Source organism: Vitreoscilla sp. C1 (genome assembly GCF_002951955.2).
GTDB classification, from domain to species: domain Bacteria; phylum Pseudomonadota; class Gammaproteobacteria; order Burkholderiales; family Neisseriaceae; genus Vitreoscilla; species Vitreoscilla stercoraria.
Genome location: NZ_CP019644.2, coordinates 1944168 through 1960922 on the forward strand (window position 1 = coordinate 1944168; position 16755 = coordinate 1960922).

General features: G+C 45.3%; 13 protein-coding genes and 2 tRNA genes. 3 read left to right on the forward strand and 12 right to left on the reverse strand.

Going from position 1 to position 16755, the window contains the following annotated elements; translation table 11 throughout:
- Nucleotides 1-4 precede the first annotated feature (4 nt).
- The 6 genes from ADP71_RS09575 to mraZ form a co-directional block, all read right to left on the reverse strand.
- Nucleotides 5-1366 (reverse strand): UDP-N-acetylmuramoyl-tripeptide--D-alanyl-D-alanine ligase, encoded by a 1362-nt coding sequence (locus ADP71_RS09575; protein WP_019957084.1) that lies wholly within the window; start codon nt 1364-1366, stop codon nt 5-7.
- Between the two features lie 12 nt (nt 1367-1378).
- Complete coding sequence (locus tag ADP71_RS09580; protein WP_019957083.1) at nt 1379-2791, reverse strand: UDP-N-acetylmuramoyl-L-alanyl-D-glutamate--2,6-diaminopimelate ligase; 1413 nt, start codon at nt 2789-2791, stop codon at nt 1379-1381.
- 65 nt (nt 2792-2856) lie between these two features.
- Nucleotides 2857-4614, reverse strand: a complete 1758-nt coding sequence (locus ADP71_RS09585; RefSeq protein WP_026353351.1) for a peptidoglycan D,D-transpeptidase FtsI family protein — start codon at nt 4612-4614, stop codon at nt 2857-2859.
- Between the two features lie 3 nt (nt 4615-4617).
- Nucleotides 4618-4878, reverse strand: a complete 261-nt coding sequence (ftsL, locus tag ADP71_RS09590) for a cell division protein FtsL (protein WP_019957081.1) — start codon at nt 4876-4878, stop codon at nt 4618-4620.
- A gap of 7 nt (nt 4879-4885) precedes the next feature.
- Nucleotides 4886-5830, reverse strand: a complete 945-nt coding sequence (gene rsmH, locus ADP71_RS09595) for a 16S rRNA (cytosine(1402)-N(4))-methyltransferase RsmH (RefSeq protein ID WP_019957080.1) — start codon at nt 5828-5830, stop codon at nt 4886-4888.
- A complete protein-coding gene (gene mraZ / locus ADP71_RS09600; RefSeq protein ID WP_019957079.1) occupies nt 5827-6282 on the reverse strand; it encodes a division/cell wall cluster transcriptional repressor MraZ in 456 nt (151 codons plus the stop codon). Before mraZ ends, rsmH begins: the two co-directional genes overlap by 4 nt.
- A 369-nt stretch (nt 6283-6651) precedes the next feature.
- On the opposite strand from mraZ, the gene ADP71_RS09605 reads away from it, so the two are divergent.
- The 3 genes from ADP71_RS09605 to ADP71_RS09615 all read left to right on the forward strand — a co-directional run bounded on the left by ADP71_RS09605 (nt 6652) and on the right by ADP71_RS09615 (nt 8220).
- Nucleotides 6652-7806 (forward strand): class I SAM-dependent methyltransferase, encoded by a 1155-nt coding sequence (locus ADP71_RS09605; RefSeq protein WP_104932072.1) that lies wholly within the window; start codon nt 6652-6654, stop codon nt 7804-7806.
- A gap of 100 nt (nt 7807-7906) precedes the next feature.
- Nucleotides 7907-7983 (forward strand) — tRNA-Met (locus tag ADP71_RS09610).
- 160 nt (nt 7984-8143) lie between these two features.
- Nucleotides 8144-8220 (forward strand) — tRNA-Met (locus tag ADP71_RS09615).
- A 158-nt stretch (nt 8221-8378) separates the two neighbouring features.
- Here the strand turns inward: ADP71_RS09615 and ADP71_RS09620 are convergent.
- From ADP71_RS09620 to dnaK, 6 genes are all read right to left on the reverse strand, one after another.
- Nucleotides 8379-10010, reverse strand: a complete 1632-nt coding sequence (locus ADP71_RS09620) for an AMP-binding protein (protein WP_104932073.1) — start codon at nt 10008-10010, stop codon at nt 8379-8381.
- Between the two features lie 177 nt (nt 10011-10187).
- The gene (prpD, locus tag ADP71_RS09625; RefSeq protein ID WP_269467702.1) at nt 10188-11693 is read right to left on the reverse strand and encodes a 2-methylcitrate dehydratase; all 1506 of its coding nucleotides are present in this window, start codon (nt 11691-11693) and stop codon (nt 10188-10190) included.
- Nucleotides 11683-12831, reverse strand: a complete 1149-nt coding sequence (gene prpC / locus ADP71_RS09630) for a bifunctional 2-methylcitrate synthase/citrate synthase (RefSeq protein WP_104932074.1) — start codon at nt 12829-12831, stop codon at nt 11683-11685. The genes prpD and prpC overlap by 11 nt, the downstream gene beginning before the upstream one ends.
- 139 nt (nt 12832-12970) lie before the next feature.
- The gene (gene prpB, locus ADP71_RS09635) at nt 12971-13858 is read right to left on the reverse strand and encodes a methylisocitrate lyase (protein WP_104932075.1); all 888 of its coding nucleotides are present in this window, start codon (nt 13856-13858) and stop codon (nt 12971-12973) included.
- Nucleotides 13855-14526, reverse strand: coding sequence for a GntR family transcriptional regulator (locus tag ADP71_RS09640; protein WP_019957073.1), 672 nt, complete (start codon nt 14524-14526; stop codon nt 13855-13857). The genes prpB and ADP71_RS09640 overlap by 4 nt, the downstream gene beginning before the upstream one ends.
- Before the next feature lie 191 nt (nt 14527-14717).
- Nucleotides 14718-16646 (reverse strand): molecular chaperone DnaK, encoded by a 1929-nt coding sequence (gene dnaK, locus ADP71_RS09645; RefSeq protein WP_171461115.1) that lies wholly within the window; start codon nt 16644-16646, stop codon nt 14718-14720.
- Nucleotides 16647-16755: the final 109 nt, after the last annotated feature.

Sequence of the window (16755 nt, forward strand, 5' to 3'; positions counted from 1 at the left end):
GGTCCTATTTATCCGTAGCTGACAATAAAGCTTCAACCACACGTTCCATTTTCATAAAGCGCGAGCCTTTGATTAACAAAGTATTACCCGCCATATTGTATTCACGCAACGCTTCAATCAAAGCCGCTACGTCCTCAAAATACTGTCCCACCTCGCATGCTTCACATGCAAAACGAGCATCTTCACCCAATCCAAACAAAGCCTGCAAACCGATTGCATTGGCATATTGCCCCACTTCAGCATGCAAATTCGGCGCATCCTCGCCCAATTCACCAATGGCACCCATCACAAACACTTTGGCGCCATCAAAACGTGACAACACGTCCAAAGCCGCTTTCATCGAATCAGGATTGGCATTGTAAGTGTCATCAATCACCAATGCACCCGCTTCAGAGGTAAAGCCTTGCAAACGACCTTTGACATTGGCGAATGTCGCCAAGCCTTGCGCAATACATTCCCATTGCACACCCAAAGCACGCACCAAACTCACTGCCGCCACTGCATTGTAAATATTGTGCTCACCTGCCACAGGCAAATGCACTGCCACTTCTTCTTGACCATCGGTCACAATAAAATCACTGGCCAACGGCGACAAAACCACATTTTTGGCACACACATCGCCTTGCGCCAAACCAAACGTGGTTTGTGCAAAGCGTTGAGCAGCCGCTTGGAAAATAGCCAAATTGGCATCATCTGCTGGCAAAATAGCCATGCCATTTGGTTTCAGGCCGCTGTAAATCTCACTTTTGGCACGAGCAATGTCATCGACACCATTAAAATCATTGCCAATGTGCGCACGCAAAGCATTGTTCACCAAAACCACATCAGGTTGGGCAATGTGGGTCAAGCGTTGGATTTCACCAAAATGGTTCATGCCCATTTCCAAAACCATCACTTGATGAGCGTCCTGTAAACGCAAGATGGTCAAAGGCATGCCAATTTCATTGTTAAAATTGCCCGCTGTTGCCAAAACCGCAGCTTCACCAAAGGCCACACGCAAAATGGCTGCCACCATTTCTTTGACAGTGGTTTTGCCACTTGAACCTGTCAAAGCGATGACCTTGGGATTGAGTTTCATGCGCCAAGCATGGGCAATTTGTCCCAACGCTGCCAAAGTGTCTTCCACAATGATTTGACGCGCATCACCTGCCACCACTTCGCGGCTGACAATCACCGCAGCTGCGCCTTGCTCAAGCACCGCTGCAACATAATCATGCCCATCAAATTGCTCACCAACCAAGGCCACAAACACGTCACCCGCTTGCACTTGACGACTGTCAGTCACAATGCGCACCACTTGTGTATCGGCATGATGGGAGGGCACTTGCAAAGCGTCCTGTACAAAAGACAAAGTCAATGCTGTCATTTTTTACATTCTTTATTGACGTTGTGCCAACGCAGCGCGGGCACATTCAAAATCGGAAAAGTGGTTTTTCACACCACCCATATCTTGATAAGTTTCATGACCTTTGCCTGCAATCAAAACAATGTCATCGGCTCCTGCATGGGCAATGGCATATTCAATCGCTTCGGCGCGTTCAATCGTCACATATTCAGGACGCTCAAGCGCAGGCAAAATATCATTCAAAATGTCTTGTGGCACTTCCAAACGCGGGTTGTCACTGGTCAACACCACTTTGTCAGCATATTGGTTTGCTGCCGCACCCATCAACGGACGCTTGCCCTTATCGCGATTGCCACCACAACCGAACACACACCATACTTGCGAATGCGCTTGTTTGAGTTCATGCAAAGTCGCCAAAGCTTTTTCCAAAGCATCTGGCGTGTGCGCATAATCAATCACCACCAAAGGTTTACCCGTTTCGCGAATGCCATCCATGCGACCTGTTGCTGGTTGAATCTTGCCCAACACAGATGCAATGTCCGCCAAAGCATAACCTTGTGCGCCTAAAACTGCCACGCAAGCGGCCAAATTTTGCGCATTAAAGCGTCCAATCAATTGGGTGTGAATCGTGACATCGCCCCAAGGCGTCCTGAAATCAATTTGTGTGCCGTCCAAACTCGGCTGATATGCCACAATGCACACATCTGCTTGCTCGGAAAAACCATAAGCATAAGCTTGTGTAGAAGGTGTGTTGGCTTGAATTTGCTGCAACAAAGAAACGCCAAACTCATCATCAATATTGATAATTGCGTGTTGCAAATGATGCCAGAAAAACAAACGGCTTTTAATGTCGCCATAAGATTGCATGTCACCATGATAATCCAAATGGTCACGCGTCAAATTGGTGAAAATGGCCGATGTGAACGGGACACCATTCACACGAAACTGATCCAAACCATGGCTAGATACTTCCATTGCCACCGCTTTGGCCCCTTCGTTGACAAAGCGCTGCAACCACTGTTGCACCGACCATGCATCTAAGGTGGTGTGGGTACTTTGTTCAAGCTGCTGCCAAAAACCATTGCCAACCGTACCCATAATGCCGCACGGTGTTTGCAATTGGTCCAAAGCCTGCGCCAGCCATTGAGTGATAGAAGTCTTGCCATTGGTGCCTGTTACACCAATCACATCCAATTGGCGTCCAGGATAGGACAATGCATCTGCCGCAATCACGCCCATATATTGACGCAAATGCTCAATGCCTAAATTGGGCGCATCACCGAAAGTCCATTCAAAACCACCTTCGGTATCCCAAAGCACCGCAGCAGCACCACGATTTAAGGCGGCCTGAATAAAATCGCGCCCATCAGTGTACTCACCGGGGCACGCTAAGAAAACTTCGCCAGCTTGAAGCTGGCGGCTGTCAATGACCACACGCACTGGCATGGTCAATCCCAAATCTGACCATTTCCAGGTCAATGGGTATAAGGGTGTTTTATCACTAAACATAGTTATGGCTGTTTTGTCGTTTGGGCCTCAGTGACATATAGAGGCTTGGTTGGTACCACGCCCAATACATTCAAACTGCCGGCCATAATTTCTTGGAAAGCAGGTCCTGCTACTAGACCGCCATAATAGCCATTTGCACTCGGTTCATCAATGCTTACTACGACAATTACACGAGGATTTTGTGCTGGTGCAAAACCTGCAAACAATGAAACATATTTACCTGTCGTATAACCTTTACCTGGCACATATTTTTGCGCCGTACCAGATTTGGCTGACACATCATAACCATTGACTGCACCGCGCGTACCCGTACCACCAGGCTCAGTCACCGATACCATCATTTTTCTGATATCTTGCGCAGTTTGCGCTTGTATGACTGGCTCACCTTGCGGTGCTTTGTCTAACTTATGAAATGTCACGGGCAAAATCGCACCATCGTTAGTAAAAATAGTATAGGCACGTGCCAATTGCAAAATACTTACTTGAATGCCATAGCCATAAGACATGGTCGCTTGCTCAACAGGTTTCCATTTTTCCCATGGGCGCAATTTACCATACGACTCACCCGGAAAACCTGTTTCCAATTTACGACCATAACCAATTTTAGAATAAAAATCATACATGTCTTGTGGCTTAAACATCGCTGACAATTTACTTGAACCGACATTAGATGATTTTTGCAACATGCCAGTAATACTCAATTGAGGATAAACATGTGTGTCTTTAATGACTTTCGGGCCCACGCTATATGGCATGGTATTCATCACCGTATTATTTTTTACTTTACCTTTATCCAAAGCCAAAGCAATCGGAAAAGGCTTCATAGTAGAGCCGGGCTCCACCATATCAATGACAGCGCGATTACGACGGTTTTCAGCAGTGGATTTAGCAGGATAATTACCATCAAAACTTGGCGCATTGGCCAATGCCAAAATCTCACCTGTTTTAGCATCTAACACCACGGCACTACCCGCTCGGGCTTTATGATGATCCAAAGTTTTAATCAAACTGTCATAAGCCACAGTCTGAATGCGTTGATCCAAAGACAACTTCAAATCTTCACCATTTTTTGCAGGACGGTTTTGACCTTCGTCGACCCCACTAAAAATAGTGCCGTATTTATCCACCATCACTGTTTTAACGCCATTTTCACCCGAAAGCGATTGATTCAAACTACGCTCTAAACCTTCTTGACCTTCGCTATCAATGTTAACAAAACCCAAAACAGGCGAAAACGCCTCACCCATCGGATAATGGCGTTTAGAATCTTGCTCCAAATGAATGCCTTTGATACCCAAAGCCTCGACTTCTTTGGCTTTATCCAAAGGCAATTGGCGCTTCAAATACACAAATTGGCGTTTTTTATCACTGAGCTTTTCCAATAACTCTTCACTGCTTACACCCAAAATAGCAGACAATTGCATCAATTGCTCTGCAGTTGGCAAAGTCGCTAGTTTAGATGGATCAGCTGTCACATAGCGCGCAGGAACACTCAAAGCCAAAACAGAACCATTGCGATCGGTAATCGTGCCTCGGCTGGCTGGTAAAGGCAGACTGCGTATCACACGCTGATTGCTCTGTTCTTGTAAAAACGATTGCTGCTGCGTCTGCATGTAAATACCCTTAGCACACGCAGCCACAAAAGCCACCGACAGCAATCCTAAAACCACAAACAAGCGTCCATTACTGGCTTGCACTTTTTTAGGCTTTTTGGACTTATTGGCCACCATCTTAGGCTTGAATTCGTTCTTAATTAGCATGATTTATTCTTTTTCTATCATTTTGGTTTCAGCCAAGCTTGGGACATGCAATTTTTGTTTGGTAGCAGCCGCTTGAATCACATGGTGATTGCCAAATTTAGCTTGCTCCAAAATCAAAACTGCATGCTCCTCCTCCAAGCGATGACCGTCTTGCTGCGCCTGAATCAATGCAATAAATACCACTCGATTTTCATAATGCAAAGTGACCAATGCAAATGCTGATGCGACCACCAATACCAACAACAACACATTCAATTTATTCATTTTGTATTCAAACTGTTTCTGTGCGCTGTGCAACCCGCATAATAGCCGAACGTGAGCGAGGATTAGCCTTCACCTCTTGCTCCGATGGTTTAATGGCTTTGCCCATCAACTCAATTGGCGGCTGAGGCAAATCCTCATCTTTAACCATCACCCAACGAGGCAATTTTGGCTTTTCCACCAAGCTTTTAAAATATTGTTTCACAATTCGGTCTTCCAAAGAATGAAACGCAATCACAGCCAAGCGTCCTCGCGGATTCAAACGTGCAATCGCTTGGGGCAAAATCTGCTTTACTTCTTCAAGCTCACGGTTGATGAAAATCCGAATGGCTTGGAACGTCCTCGTCGCGGGGTCTTGTCCACGTTCGCGAGTACGGACGACTTGTGCCGTAAGGGCTGCCAACTGACCGGTCGTTGTAATGGGGTCTTCATCTCGCCGCGCCACAATGGCACGCGCAATTTGGCGATTAAACCGCTCTTCACCATAAGTCTTAATCACCTCTGCAATGTCTTGTTCTTCCGCCTGTGCCAACCACTGCGCAGCAGTCAAGCCACGGCTGGTATCCATACGCATGTCCAAAGGCGCATCAAAACGGAAACTAAAACCACGACTGCCATCATCGATTTGTGGCGATGAAATGCCCAAATCCAATAGCAATCCATCTACTTTTTCAATGCCCAATTCATCCAAAGCACTGTCTAAATTGGAAAAACCTTGGTGCACCACGGATACGCGAGCGTCTTGCGCCGCTAAAGCTGTAGCCACCGCAATGGCCTGTGGGTCTTTATCAAATACCACCAAACGACCTTGGTCGCCCAATTGGCTTAAAATTTTACGGCTGTGACCACCTCGGCCAAACGTACCGTCTACATAAATGCCGTTTGCCTGAATATTCAAAGCTTCTACAGCTTCATTCAGCAACACGGTTAAGTGGGTAAATTCTGTCGTACTCATAAACGCAATGTGGTTTTACCCAATTCTTCTGCTAATATATTTTCATCAATATCCAAGGCGGCCTGTATTTGCTCATCCCAAGCCGCTCTAGACCACAATTCCATACGATTGCCACGCCCAACCAAAGTCACTTCAGACTCAAAATTCACCAATTTACGCAAATTTTGAGGCAGCAACACACGACCCATAGCATCCATCGTCACGCTTTCCGCATGGCTTAAAACCAATTGCTGGAAGCGCCGCAACACCAAATTACTCTGAACGGGCAACGCCAACAATTGCACTTCTACTGCTTTCCATTCTTGCTTTGGATACAACAACAAATGATTGCGCCGCTCCAAAGTCACCATCAACTCATTGCTATCGTGTCTCAATAAAGCATCTCGAAACTTACTGGGAATCACCAACCGTCCTTTGGCATCGATGGTCAACTCTTGTATCCCATTTAACATGCACATCACCCATTTGGTGTATCAAAATCAACAATTCGTTCAAATTCCCAGCCAAATAAAGCTTCCAATTCCCACTTTATTCCACTTCATACCACACTATAAGAAAAAAAATATGTCTGGTCAATGTGCGACATCAAGCGCAAGCCAATAAAAAACTGTGTCATATAAATGGCTTAAGCTTCAAAACTGTATTCACTTCAACATCTCAAAGCTCAAAACAACACACAGACAAACGAATGACATTATACTTTTACTTTAACAACTGATACTTGCATTTTAGTTCCATAAACAGCATAAAAAAACGCACTTATATTTGATTGTGAATTAAAATGCCATGACTAAGATTAATCCATACTTGATTAGTGTAACATGAACAAAAATTTACCTTTGCCACACCCCGATGCAGAACAAGCAAGTTTGCATCTACAACAACTCATTGCCCAAAACATCATCACCCAAAATGGCTGGCTTTCCTTTCACGATTACATGAATATGGCCTTGTTTGCCCCCAATTTAGGTTATTACACAGGTGGTAGCCATAAAATTGGTAGCGCAGGCGACTTTGTCACCGCACCGAGTTTAACGCCTTTGTTTGGATTAACCATCGCCAAACAAATGGAAGCCTTACTGCCACAAACAGCAGGCAATATATATGAGTTTGGTGCAGGTACGGGTGAATTGGCGGTCAGTTTGTTAGCAGGAATCGAGCCAACATCTTTACAAAACTATTATATAGTCGATGTCTCACCTGAATTAAAACAAAGGCAATGGTCATTGATTGCAGAAAAATTGCCCGAACACGTACACAAAGTCGTTTTCTTAGAACAATTGCCCGACGAATTTGACGGCATCATCATTGGCAATGAGGTTTTGGATGCCATGCCTTGCCATATCACGCGTTGGCAAGACGGTCAAATCTTTGAAATGGGTGTGGCGCTTGAACACAATCAATTCCAATGGCAAGCCAAAGCCATTACCGAAGGCGCTGTCTTTGAAGCGGCAAGCCGTTTAACGCCAGCGGCAACGCCTTTTACCAGTGAATTGCATCTCAATCAAATCTCTTTCATCGCCACTTTGGCACAACACCTCAAACGCGGTGCCATCATCATGATTGATTATGGTTTTGATGAAGCGCAGTTTTACCACCCTCAACGCAGCATGGGCACATTGATTGGTCATTATCGCCATCATATTGTAGATGATCCGTTTTTCTGGCCGGGCTTAATGGATTTGACCAGCCATGTAAATTTCACCGCAATCGCGCAAGCGGCAGTCGACAACGATTTAGATTTGATTGGCTATACCAGCCAAGCGCATTTTTTGTTTAACTTGGGCATTACCGATGTTTTAATGAGCCGCCACAGCGATATTAACCACAAAGAATACTTACAGGACGCTGCTCACTTGCAGCAATTGATTGCCCCACATGAAATGGGTGAGTTATTCAAAGTGATTGCCATGGGCAAAAATATCGATGTCGATTGGCAAGGCTTTGCACATGGCGATTGGTGTCACAAACTTTAATCACCTTAAAAACAACAATATGGATTTTAAAATGTCAAAAATACTATAAATAAGTTGACTAAAAAAAAACATATCTGTATTATTCGAAATCTCAGGAAACGGCGAATTAGCTCAGTCGGTTAGAGCAGAGGAATCATAATCCTTGTGTCCGGGGTTCGAATCCCTGATTCGCCACCAAATTTTAGAAACCACATCTTCGGATGTGGTTTTTTTCATTCAAGCGTCCTGTAAAGCCAGAATCTGACCAATAGCAAACATATTTTTGCCTCACACAATCTGCGTACAAACATATTGACAAAAAAACTGAGCTTCTATAATATTCAACCCCTCAGGAAACGGCGAATTAGCTCAGTCGGTTAGAGCAGAGGAATCATAATCCTTGTGTCCGGGGTTCGAATCCCTGATTCGCCACCAAATTTTAAAAACCACATCTGCAGATGTGGTTTTTTTCATTCAAGCGTCCTGTAAAACTTATAGCATGTTTACAGGATGCTGGTTTCATTCTCATCACAAAAAAAGGGCATCCAAAGATGCCCTAAAACCACACGCTCATTGCAGCAAAAAAATCAATTTTATGGCACCGCCAAAATCGTTTTGGCTCGTTGGCGCAGCACAAATTTTTGTATCTTGCCCGTTGCTGTTTTAGGCAACTCTTCAAACACAAAATGCTTCGGCACTTTGAATCTGGCTAATTTACTCAAACAATATTCTGTCAATTGCTCAGGTGTTGCTGTCTGTCCCGCTCGCAACTCTACAAACGCCATTGGCACCTCACCCCACTTTTCATCGGTCACCGCTACTACCGCACACGTCAATACCGCAGGGTGTTTGTACAAAACATCTTCCAATTCAATGCTGGAAATATTCTCACCGCCTGAAATGATGATGTCTTTACTGCGGTCTTTGATTTGAATATAACCATCAGGGTATTTGACACCCAAATCGCCACTGTGGAACCAGCCACCTTCAAAAGCTTCCATTGTCGCTTGTGGGTTTTTCAAATAACCTTTCATGGTGTGATTGCCACGTATCATCAATTCACCCATGGTTTCACCATCCGCAGGCACTTCGGTCATGGTTTCTGGATCCATCACCGTAAAGCCTTCCACCAAATTCGAGCGCACGCCTTGGCGCGCATTCAAAGCGGCACGTGCTTCAATGTCTAAGTCTTGCCAAGCGTCATGCCGCTCGCAAATCGTAGCAGGACCATACACTTCGGTTAAACCATAAATATGCGTGATTTCAAAACCCATTTGCTCCATCGATTCCAATAAAGCCGCAGGCGGCGCCGCACCTGCAATCGTTCCATGCACCACATGGTTAATGCCTGCTTTCGCCTCCGCAGAAGCATTCGCCAAACCTGCATGTACAATCGGTGCTGCTGCATAATGCGTCACCTTGTGCTCACGAATCAATTGCAAACACAAGTTAGGCTCAAAACGGCGCAAACATACAAAAGTGCCAACTTTGGCAGTAATGCTCCACGGGTAACACCACGCATTACAATGGAACATCGGCAGCGTTGCCAAATACACAGGATGCAAAGACACGTTCCAATCGAGTAACATCGACAAAGAACTCAATACCGCACCACGATGCGAATACACCACACCTTTAGGTTTGCCTGTTGTGCCTGAAGTGTAATTCAGTGCAATGGCATCCCATTCATCATTAGGCAATACCCAATTGTCTGACTGATTCAAAGCGTCCTGTAAAAAGGTTTCATAATCCACTTCGCCGAATAATTCGGTTTGTGGACCCAAAATATCATTCACTTGCACCACATACAAATCAGGCAATACGGCTTTGATTTGCGCCACTTCTTCTGCAAACTCACTGTCAGCAAGCAATACTTCCGCTTCGCCATGTTCCAAGATATAAATCAAGGTTTCCACATCCAAACGCACATTCAAAGCATTGAGTACACCACCTGCCATCGGCACCCCAAAATGCGCTTCTAACATCGCAGGCGTGTTGGGCAATAAAGCGGCCACAGTACTGTTACAACTGATGCCATGCACGCGCAAAGCGGCTGCCAATTGTTTGCAACGCTGCGCCGTTTCATGCCAAGTTTGGCGCAAATGGCCATGTATCACCGCCACGCGGTTGGGATACACTTCTTGTGCGCGCAATAAAAAATCAATCGGCGTTAAGGCAGCAAAATTCGCTGCCTGCCGACCCAATCCAGTATCAAAATCAGCCATCTACATTTCTCCTCAGTGTCGACTTGACGCGACTTTTTGTATTTGTGCTTACTTCATATCAATACTTGAAAAGGCCATTGCCTCATGCACAACGGCCTTTTTCTCCTTTGAGTCGACTTGGCGCGACTTTTTTTAACCTTATTTAATCAGGCTTGATGTGGCGTCCTGTAAAAACTTTTATAAGACAAAAGCTTCTACAAAACGATGGACTGCAGTTTGATTCAAAGTTTGAGCATCGGCACACAAATCAAAAATAGCATTTGAGCGTTGCGGCACAAAACGCGTTGCCAAATTGGCTTTGAATTTTGCCTCGAGCAATGGAATGCCTTCTTCACGGCGGCGGCGATGTCCAACTGGATATTCAATTTCCACTTGTTCTGTCGAAGTACCATCTTTAAAGAACACTTGCAAAGCATTGGCAATCGAACGCTTGTCACTTTCCAAATACTCGCGGCTGTAACGCTCGTCTTCGACAATTTCCATTTTCTCGCGCAACTCATCAATCAATGGATTCGCCGCATGGAAACCATCTTCGTAATGCTCAGCCACCAAATCACCAAAAATCAATGGCACAGCCGTCATGTATTGCAAGCAATGGTCACGGTCAGCTGGATTGGCCAAATCACCCACTTTAGAAATGATGCGAATGGCAGATTCGTGCGTGGTAATGACAATTTTTTCAATGTCGGCAATGCGGTCTTTGACTTGTGGATGCAAACGAACCGCTGCTTCGCAAGCCGTTTGCGAATGGAATTCCGCTGGGAACGAAATCTTGAACAAAATATTTTCCATCACATACGAATCGAAAGCTTGTGGCAATGAAAATTGACGCTCAGATTCAGATTTCAAAGCCAAATCTTTGTTGGTGTGGCTGAACAAAATGTCATAAAAACCCCATTGTGGCGCAGTCAATACGCCCGGAATACCCATTTCACCACGCAAAGCCACCAACGCTAAGAACACGCCACGACTGGTAGCATCGCCTGCTGCCCAAGATTTGCGTGAGCCAGCATTCGGTGCATGACGGTAAGTGCGCAAAGCCTGACCATCGACAAAGGCATGCGATACCGCCGACAACAATTGCTCACGAGTGGCGCCCAACATTTTGGCAGACACCGCAGTAGAAGCGACCTTCACCAACAAAACATGGTCCAAGCCCACACGATTGAACGAGTTTTCCAAAGCCAACACACCTTGAATTTCGTGGGCTTGAATCATGCCAATCAACACATCTTTCATCGTCAATGGCGCTTCGCCTTGAGCAATGCGTTGTTGTGACAAGTAGTCTGCCACTGCCAAAATCGCACCCAAATTGTCCGATGGATGACCCCATTCCGCTGCCAACCAAGTATCGTTGTAATCCAACCAGCGCACGATGCAACCAATATTCCAAGCGGCCTGAACAGGATCCAAGCAATATGGCGTACCTGGCACACGTGCACCATTTGGCACAAACGTACCCGGAATAATTGGGCCCAAATGTTTGGTACATTCAGGAAAGCGCAAAGCAAGCAAGCCACAGCCCAAAGTGTCCATCAAGCACAAGCGTGCTGTATTGAATGCTTCTTCAGAGAAATTCGGCTCTGCCAAAACATAATCCACGATGGTTTGAATCACGCTATCGTAATCAGGACGGTTATTGACATCGACATTGTGCGACAACAAATCAGCATTATTTGACACTTGCAACTCCTTCACGTTGGGCAATTGGGGTAACAGTACGTTGTTCAGGGCCGGTATATTCGGCACTAGGACGAATGATGCGATTGTCAGCACGTTGTTCAAACACATGCGCCATCCAACCTGTCACTCGTGAGCAAACAAAAATCGGGGTAAACAATGGGGTAGGAATATTCATGAAGTTGTATGCGCTGGCATGGAAAAAGTCTGCATTTGGAAACAGTTTTTTCTCATCCCACATCACTTGCGCAATCGCTTCTGAAATCGGGAACAAGGTTTCATCACCAGTATCCTCAGACAAACGTCGTGACCAAGCTTTGATGACTTCATTGCGAGGATCGAATTCTTTGTAAATGGCATGACCAAAACCCATGATCAAATCTTTATTGGCCAACATTTTCAAAGTGCCATCTACCGCGTCTTGAGGGTCTTTGAATTTGCTGATCATCGCCATCGCCGCTTCGTTCGCACCACCATGCAAAGGACCACGCAAAGAGCCGATTGCAGCAGTCACACAAGAATACAAATCAGACAAAGTCGATGCACAAACACGAGCGGTAAAGGTAGAAGCATTAAATTCATGTTCTGCATACAAAATCAACGACACATTCATCACTTTGGTATGCAATTCAGATGGTTTTTTATCCAACATCAAACGCAGAAAATGACCTGCTAATGTTTTTTCATCGGTTTGCGTATTGATGCGTTTGCCAAAATGGCTGTATTGATACCAATAACATAAAATCGCTGGCAAAATCGCCACCAAACGCACCGCAATGTCTTGTTGTTGGGTGAAAGAATGCTCAGGCTCCAAAGTGCCCAAAACGGAAACACCCGTACGCAAAACGTCCATCGGATGCGCACTCGCTGGCAATTGCTCCAAAGCCAAACGCAAAGCACGTGGCAATTCTCGTTGCAAACGCAATTGTTCTTGGTAATGATTCAATTGTGATTGGGTTGGCAACTCGCCTTTGAGCAGCAAATACGCCACCTCTTCAAACGAACAATGCTCTGCCAATTCACGCACATCGTAACCACGATACGTCAAGCCCGCACCTTCTTTACCCACTGTACACAAAGCGGTTTTGCCTGCCACTTGTCCACGCAAACCTGCACCTGATAAGACTTTTGCTTCTGCCATCTATTTCTCCTTTGTAACTTGTTTTTTGATTCAAAAGATACTTCTGAGACTGTCTAAATATGTGTCGTTTTGTTGTTGATTTTGGTATTAATGACTTGCTACGGGCGGCCTGTAAACCTTTACAGGACGCTTAAAATTGTTATTTGGCTTTGGCTGCAGCATACAGCTCATCTAGTTTGTTTTCATACGAATGGTAATTCAAATAATGGTATAAATCGGCACGCGATTGCATGATATCAATCACACCTTGTTGTGTGCCTTGCTCGCGAATTTCTTGATAAACTTTCAAAGCCGCCGCATTCATCGCACGGTACGCACCGCAACAATACAAAATGATGTCCACATCAGCAGACGCCAATTCATCCCGCGTGAACAAAGGCGTTTGACCAAACTCAGTGATGTTCGCCAAAATCGGCACACCCACCGCCTCACGCACTTTTTTATACATCGCCAAAGTATTAATCGCTTCAGGAAAAATCATGTCCGCCCCCGCTTCGACATACGCCTGACAACGCTCTATCATTTTTTCCAAACCTTCTGAAGCATACGCATCCGAACGCGCCATAATCACAAAACTCTCGTCTGTGCGTGCATCGACTGCGGCCTTAATGCGGTCAACCATTTCTTCTTTAGACACCACCGCTTTGTTCGGACGATGACCACAACGTTTGGTACCTGTTTGGTCCTCCATATGAACTGCCGCCACACCTGCTTTGATAAACGATTTAACCGTGCGAGCAATGTTAAACGCCCCACCCCAACCGGTATCAATGTCTACTAACACAGGCAAGTCCGTTGCATTGGTAATGCGATTGGCATCAATCAACACATCCTCCATCGTCGAAATGCCCAAGTCCGGCAAGCCCAAAGAATTGGCAGACACCGCACCACCTGAAACATACAAAGCTTTGTAACCCACAGCTTCAGCCATGCGTGCGGTATATGCGGTCAAAGTACCGACCACTTGCAAAGGTTGCTCTTCTTGCACAGCATTGCGGAAACGTTGACCTGGGGTAATGTGACTCATACTTGCTCCTCAATAGATGCTTCATTTTTAAAATGACTGGCCATGTTTTGTTTTGAAGCTTGAATGTGGCGGCGCATCAACAATTCTGCCAATTCGCCATCCTTGGCCGCCAATGCGTCCACAATCCGATAATGCTCTTGCAAAGCTTGTACAGGACGCTTAGGCGCGCTCGAAAATCGAATGCGATACATGCGTACCAATTGGTATAACTCATCACACAACATGGTTTTCAAAGTTTGGTTACCACTGGCGACAATGATGCGGTGGTGAAAATCATAATCGCCATCTTGTTCATAATAGGATTTTCCCGCTTGAAACTGTGGATCTTGTTCGTGTACTTTCAACACCGCATACAAGCCATCAATATCTGCTTGCGTCATATTTTCTGCCGCCAAACGACAAGCCATGCCTTCTAATTGAGCGCGCACATCATACAACTCTTCCAATTCACGCAAACTCAAAGACACCACTCGCGCGCCCACATGCGGCATGCGCACCAATAATTTTTGTCCTTCCAAACGGTTCAATGCTTCCCGCAATGGACCTCGACTGATGCCATAGGTATCTGCCAATTCTTGCTCCGATACCTTACTTCCCGGCTCAAGTTCGCCACGAATGATAGCGGCCTGTAACTGTAAAAATACTTGTTCTGCGCGTGTGGCGTTCATTTCTGTGCTTTTCGTCATATTGTTGACAATTTTTATTTTAATGACGCTAATTTACACATTAAATCCAATTTAAACAATATTTATTTTTAATATTGTCTACAATTTTTGATTTTCATCAGCAGATGTCTGTTTTCCAGACGCAAAAAAAGACACCTTTTACAAGGTGTCTTTCACTCGACTCAAAACGAAGATTATTTGTCTTCTTTTTTGTCTTTCACTTCTTCAAAATCAGCATCAACCACATCATCGGCAGCTGCTTTTTTAGGTTCAGCATCAGGCGCTTGACCTGCTTCAGCCTGTGCTTGAGCGTACATCATTTCGCCCAATTTTTGGCTCACAGTACCCAAAGCTTCTGCTTTGGCATCAATCGCTTCTTTGTCTTCACCTTGCAAAACTTCTTCGGTTTCTTTGATGGCTACTTCAATTTTTTCTTTTTCAGCAGCGTCCAATTTGTCACCGTACTCAGTCAAAGATTTTTTCACTGAATGAACCAAACCTTCCGCTTGATTGCGTGAAGCCACCAATTCGGTCAATTTTTTGTCTTCTTCGGCATTCGCTTCAGCATCTTTCACCATGCGCTCGATTTCTTCTTCGCTCAAACCGCTAGAAGCTTGAATGGTGATGTTGGCTTTTTTGCCTGTACCTTTGTCCAAAGCAGACACGTGTAAGATACCATTGGCATCAATATCAAACGTCACTTCAATTTGTGGCATGCCACGAGGAGCAGGAGCAATGTCGCCCAAGTTGAACTGGCCCAAAGATTTGTTAGCAGATGCACGGTCACGCTCACCTTGCAACACATGGATGGTCACAGCATTTTGGTTGTCTTCAGCAGTTGAGAACGTTTGGTTCGCTTTGGTTGGAATGGTGGTGTTTTTGGTGATCAATTTGGTCATCACACCGCCCATGGTCTCAATACCCAAAGACAATGGGGTTACATCCAACAACAACACGTCATTACGACCACCGCTCAACACTTCACCTTGAATCGCCGCGCCCACAGCCACCGCTTCATCAGGGTTCACGTCTTTGCGAGGTTCTTTACCGAAGAAGTCTTTGACAGCGTCCTGTACTTTAGGCATACGGGTTTGACCGCCTACCAAAATCACATCGTCGATGTCGTTCACGCTCAAGCCAGCGTCTTTAATCGCAGTACGGCAAGGCTCAATCGAACGCACGATTAAATCTTCTACCAAGCTTTCAAATTTCGCACGCGTCACTTTCAATGCCAAGTGTTTAGGACCTGTGGCATCCATGGTGATGTATGGCAAGTTGATGTCGGTTTGTTGGCCACTAGACAATTCGATTTTGGCTTTTTCAGCTGCTTCTTTCAAGCGTTGCAAAGCCATGACGTCTTTGGTCAAATCAATGCCTTGTTCTTTTTTGAACTCGTCAATGATGTAGTTAATCAAGCGTTGGTCAAAGTCTTCACCGCCCAAGAATGTGTCACCGTTGGTTGCCAACACTTCAAATTGTTTGTCGCCATCAACATCGGCAATTTCAATGATTGAAATGTCAAAAGTACCACCGCCCAAGTCGTAAACCGCAATTTTACGGTCGCCTGAAGCTGCTTTGTCCATACCGAACGCCAAAGCCGCAGCAGTTGGTTCATTGATGATGCGTTTCACTTCCAAACCAGCGATACGGCCAGCGTCTTTAGTGGCTTGGCGTTGGCTGTCATTGAAGTAAGCAGGAACAGTAATCACTGCTTCAGAAACGGTTTCGCCCAAATGGGCTTCAGCCGCTTGCTTCATTTTGCGCAAGATTTCAGCTGATACTTGTGGTGGCGACAATTCTTTGTCTTGTACTTTCACCCAAGCATCGCCATTAGATGCTTTTACGATTTCAAATGGCAATTTGTCGATGTCTTTTTGTACTTCAGCATCTTCAAAACGGCGACCAATCAAACGTTTTACTGCATAAATAGTGTTTTTAGGATTGGTCACGGCTTGGCGTTTGGCAGGCGCACCCACCAAAATTTCGCCGCCATCAACGTATGCCACCACTGAAGGTGTGGTGCGTGCGCCTTCTGCGTTTTCGATTACTTTGGTTTGGCCATTTTCTGAAATCGCCAAACAAGAGTTGGTTGTACCTAAGTCAATACCAATTACTTTAGCCATGTTTCGTTATCTCCAATACGATGGTCAAACCATCACAAAATCAAAATAAATATGAATTAATCTATGCTAGGAAAATGGGGCATCTGTGTCATATTTCAAGTGTTCAAAA

Bases quoted from the DNA above. Each gene is read 5' to 3' on its own strand.
- dnaK (WP_171461115.1), bottom strand. From the start codon at position 16,646: ATGGCTAAAGTAATTGGTATTGACTTAGGTACAACCAACTCTTGTTTG.
- ADP71_RS09605 (WP_104932072.1), top strand. From the start codon at position 6,652: ATGAACAAAAATTTACCTTTGCCACACCCCGATGCAGAACAAGCAAGT.
- ADP71_RS09585 (WP_026353351.1), bottom strand. From the start codon at position 4,614: ATGCTAATTAAGAACGAATTCAAGCCTAAGATGGTGGCCAATAAGTCC.
- ADP71_RS09580 (WP_019957083.1), bottom strand. From the start codon at position 2,791: ATGCCAGTGCGTGTGGTCATTGACAGCCGCCAGCTTCAAGCTGGCGAA.
- rsmH (WP_019957080.1), bottom strand. From the start codon at position 5,830: ATGAGTACGACAGAATTTACCCACTTAACCGTGTTGCTGAATGAAGCT.
- prpC (WP_104932074.1), bottom strand. From the start codon at position 12,831: ATGGCAGAAGCAAAAGTCTTATCAGGTGCAGGTTTGCGTGGACAAGTG.
- ftsL (WP_019957081.1), bottom strand. From the start codon at position 4,878: ATGAATAAATTGAATGTGTTGTTGTTGGTATTGGTGGTCGCATCAGCA.
- prpB (WP_104932075.1), bottom strand. From the start codon at position 13,858: ATGAGTCACATTACCCCAGGTCAACGTTTCCGCAATGCTGTGCAAGAA.
- ADP71_RS09575 (WP_019957084.1), bottom strand. From the start codon at position 1,366: ATGACAGCATTGACTTTGTCTTTTGTACAGGACGCTTTGCAAGTGCCC.
- ADP71_RS09620 (WP_104932073.1), bottom strand. From the start codon at position 10,010: ATGGCTGATTTTGATACTGGATTGGGTCGGCAGGCAGCGAATTTTGCT.
- ADP71_RS09640 (WP_019957073.1), bottom strand. From the start codon at position 14,526: ATGAACGCCACACGCGCAGAACAAGTATTTTTACAGTTACAGGCCGCT.
- mraZ (WP_019957079.1), bottom strand. From the start codon at position 6,282: ATGTTAAATGGGATACAAGAGTTGACCATCGATGCCAAAGGACGGTTG.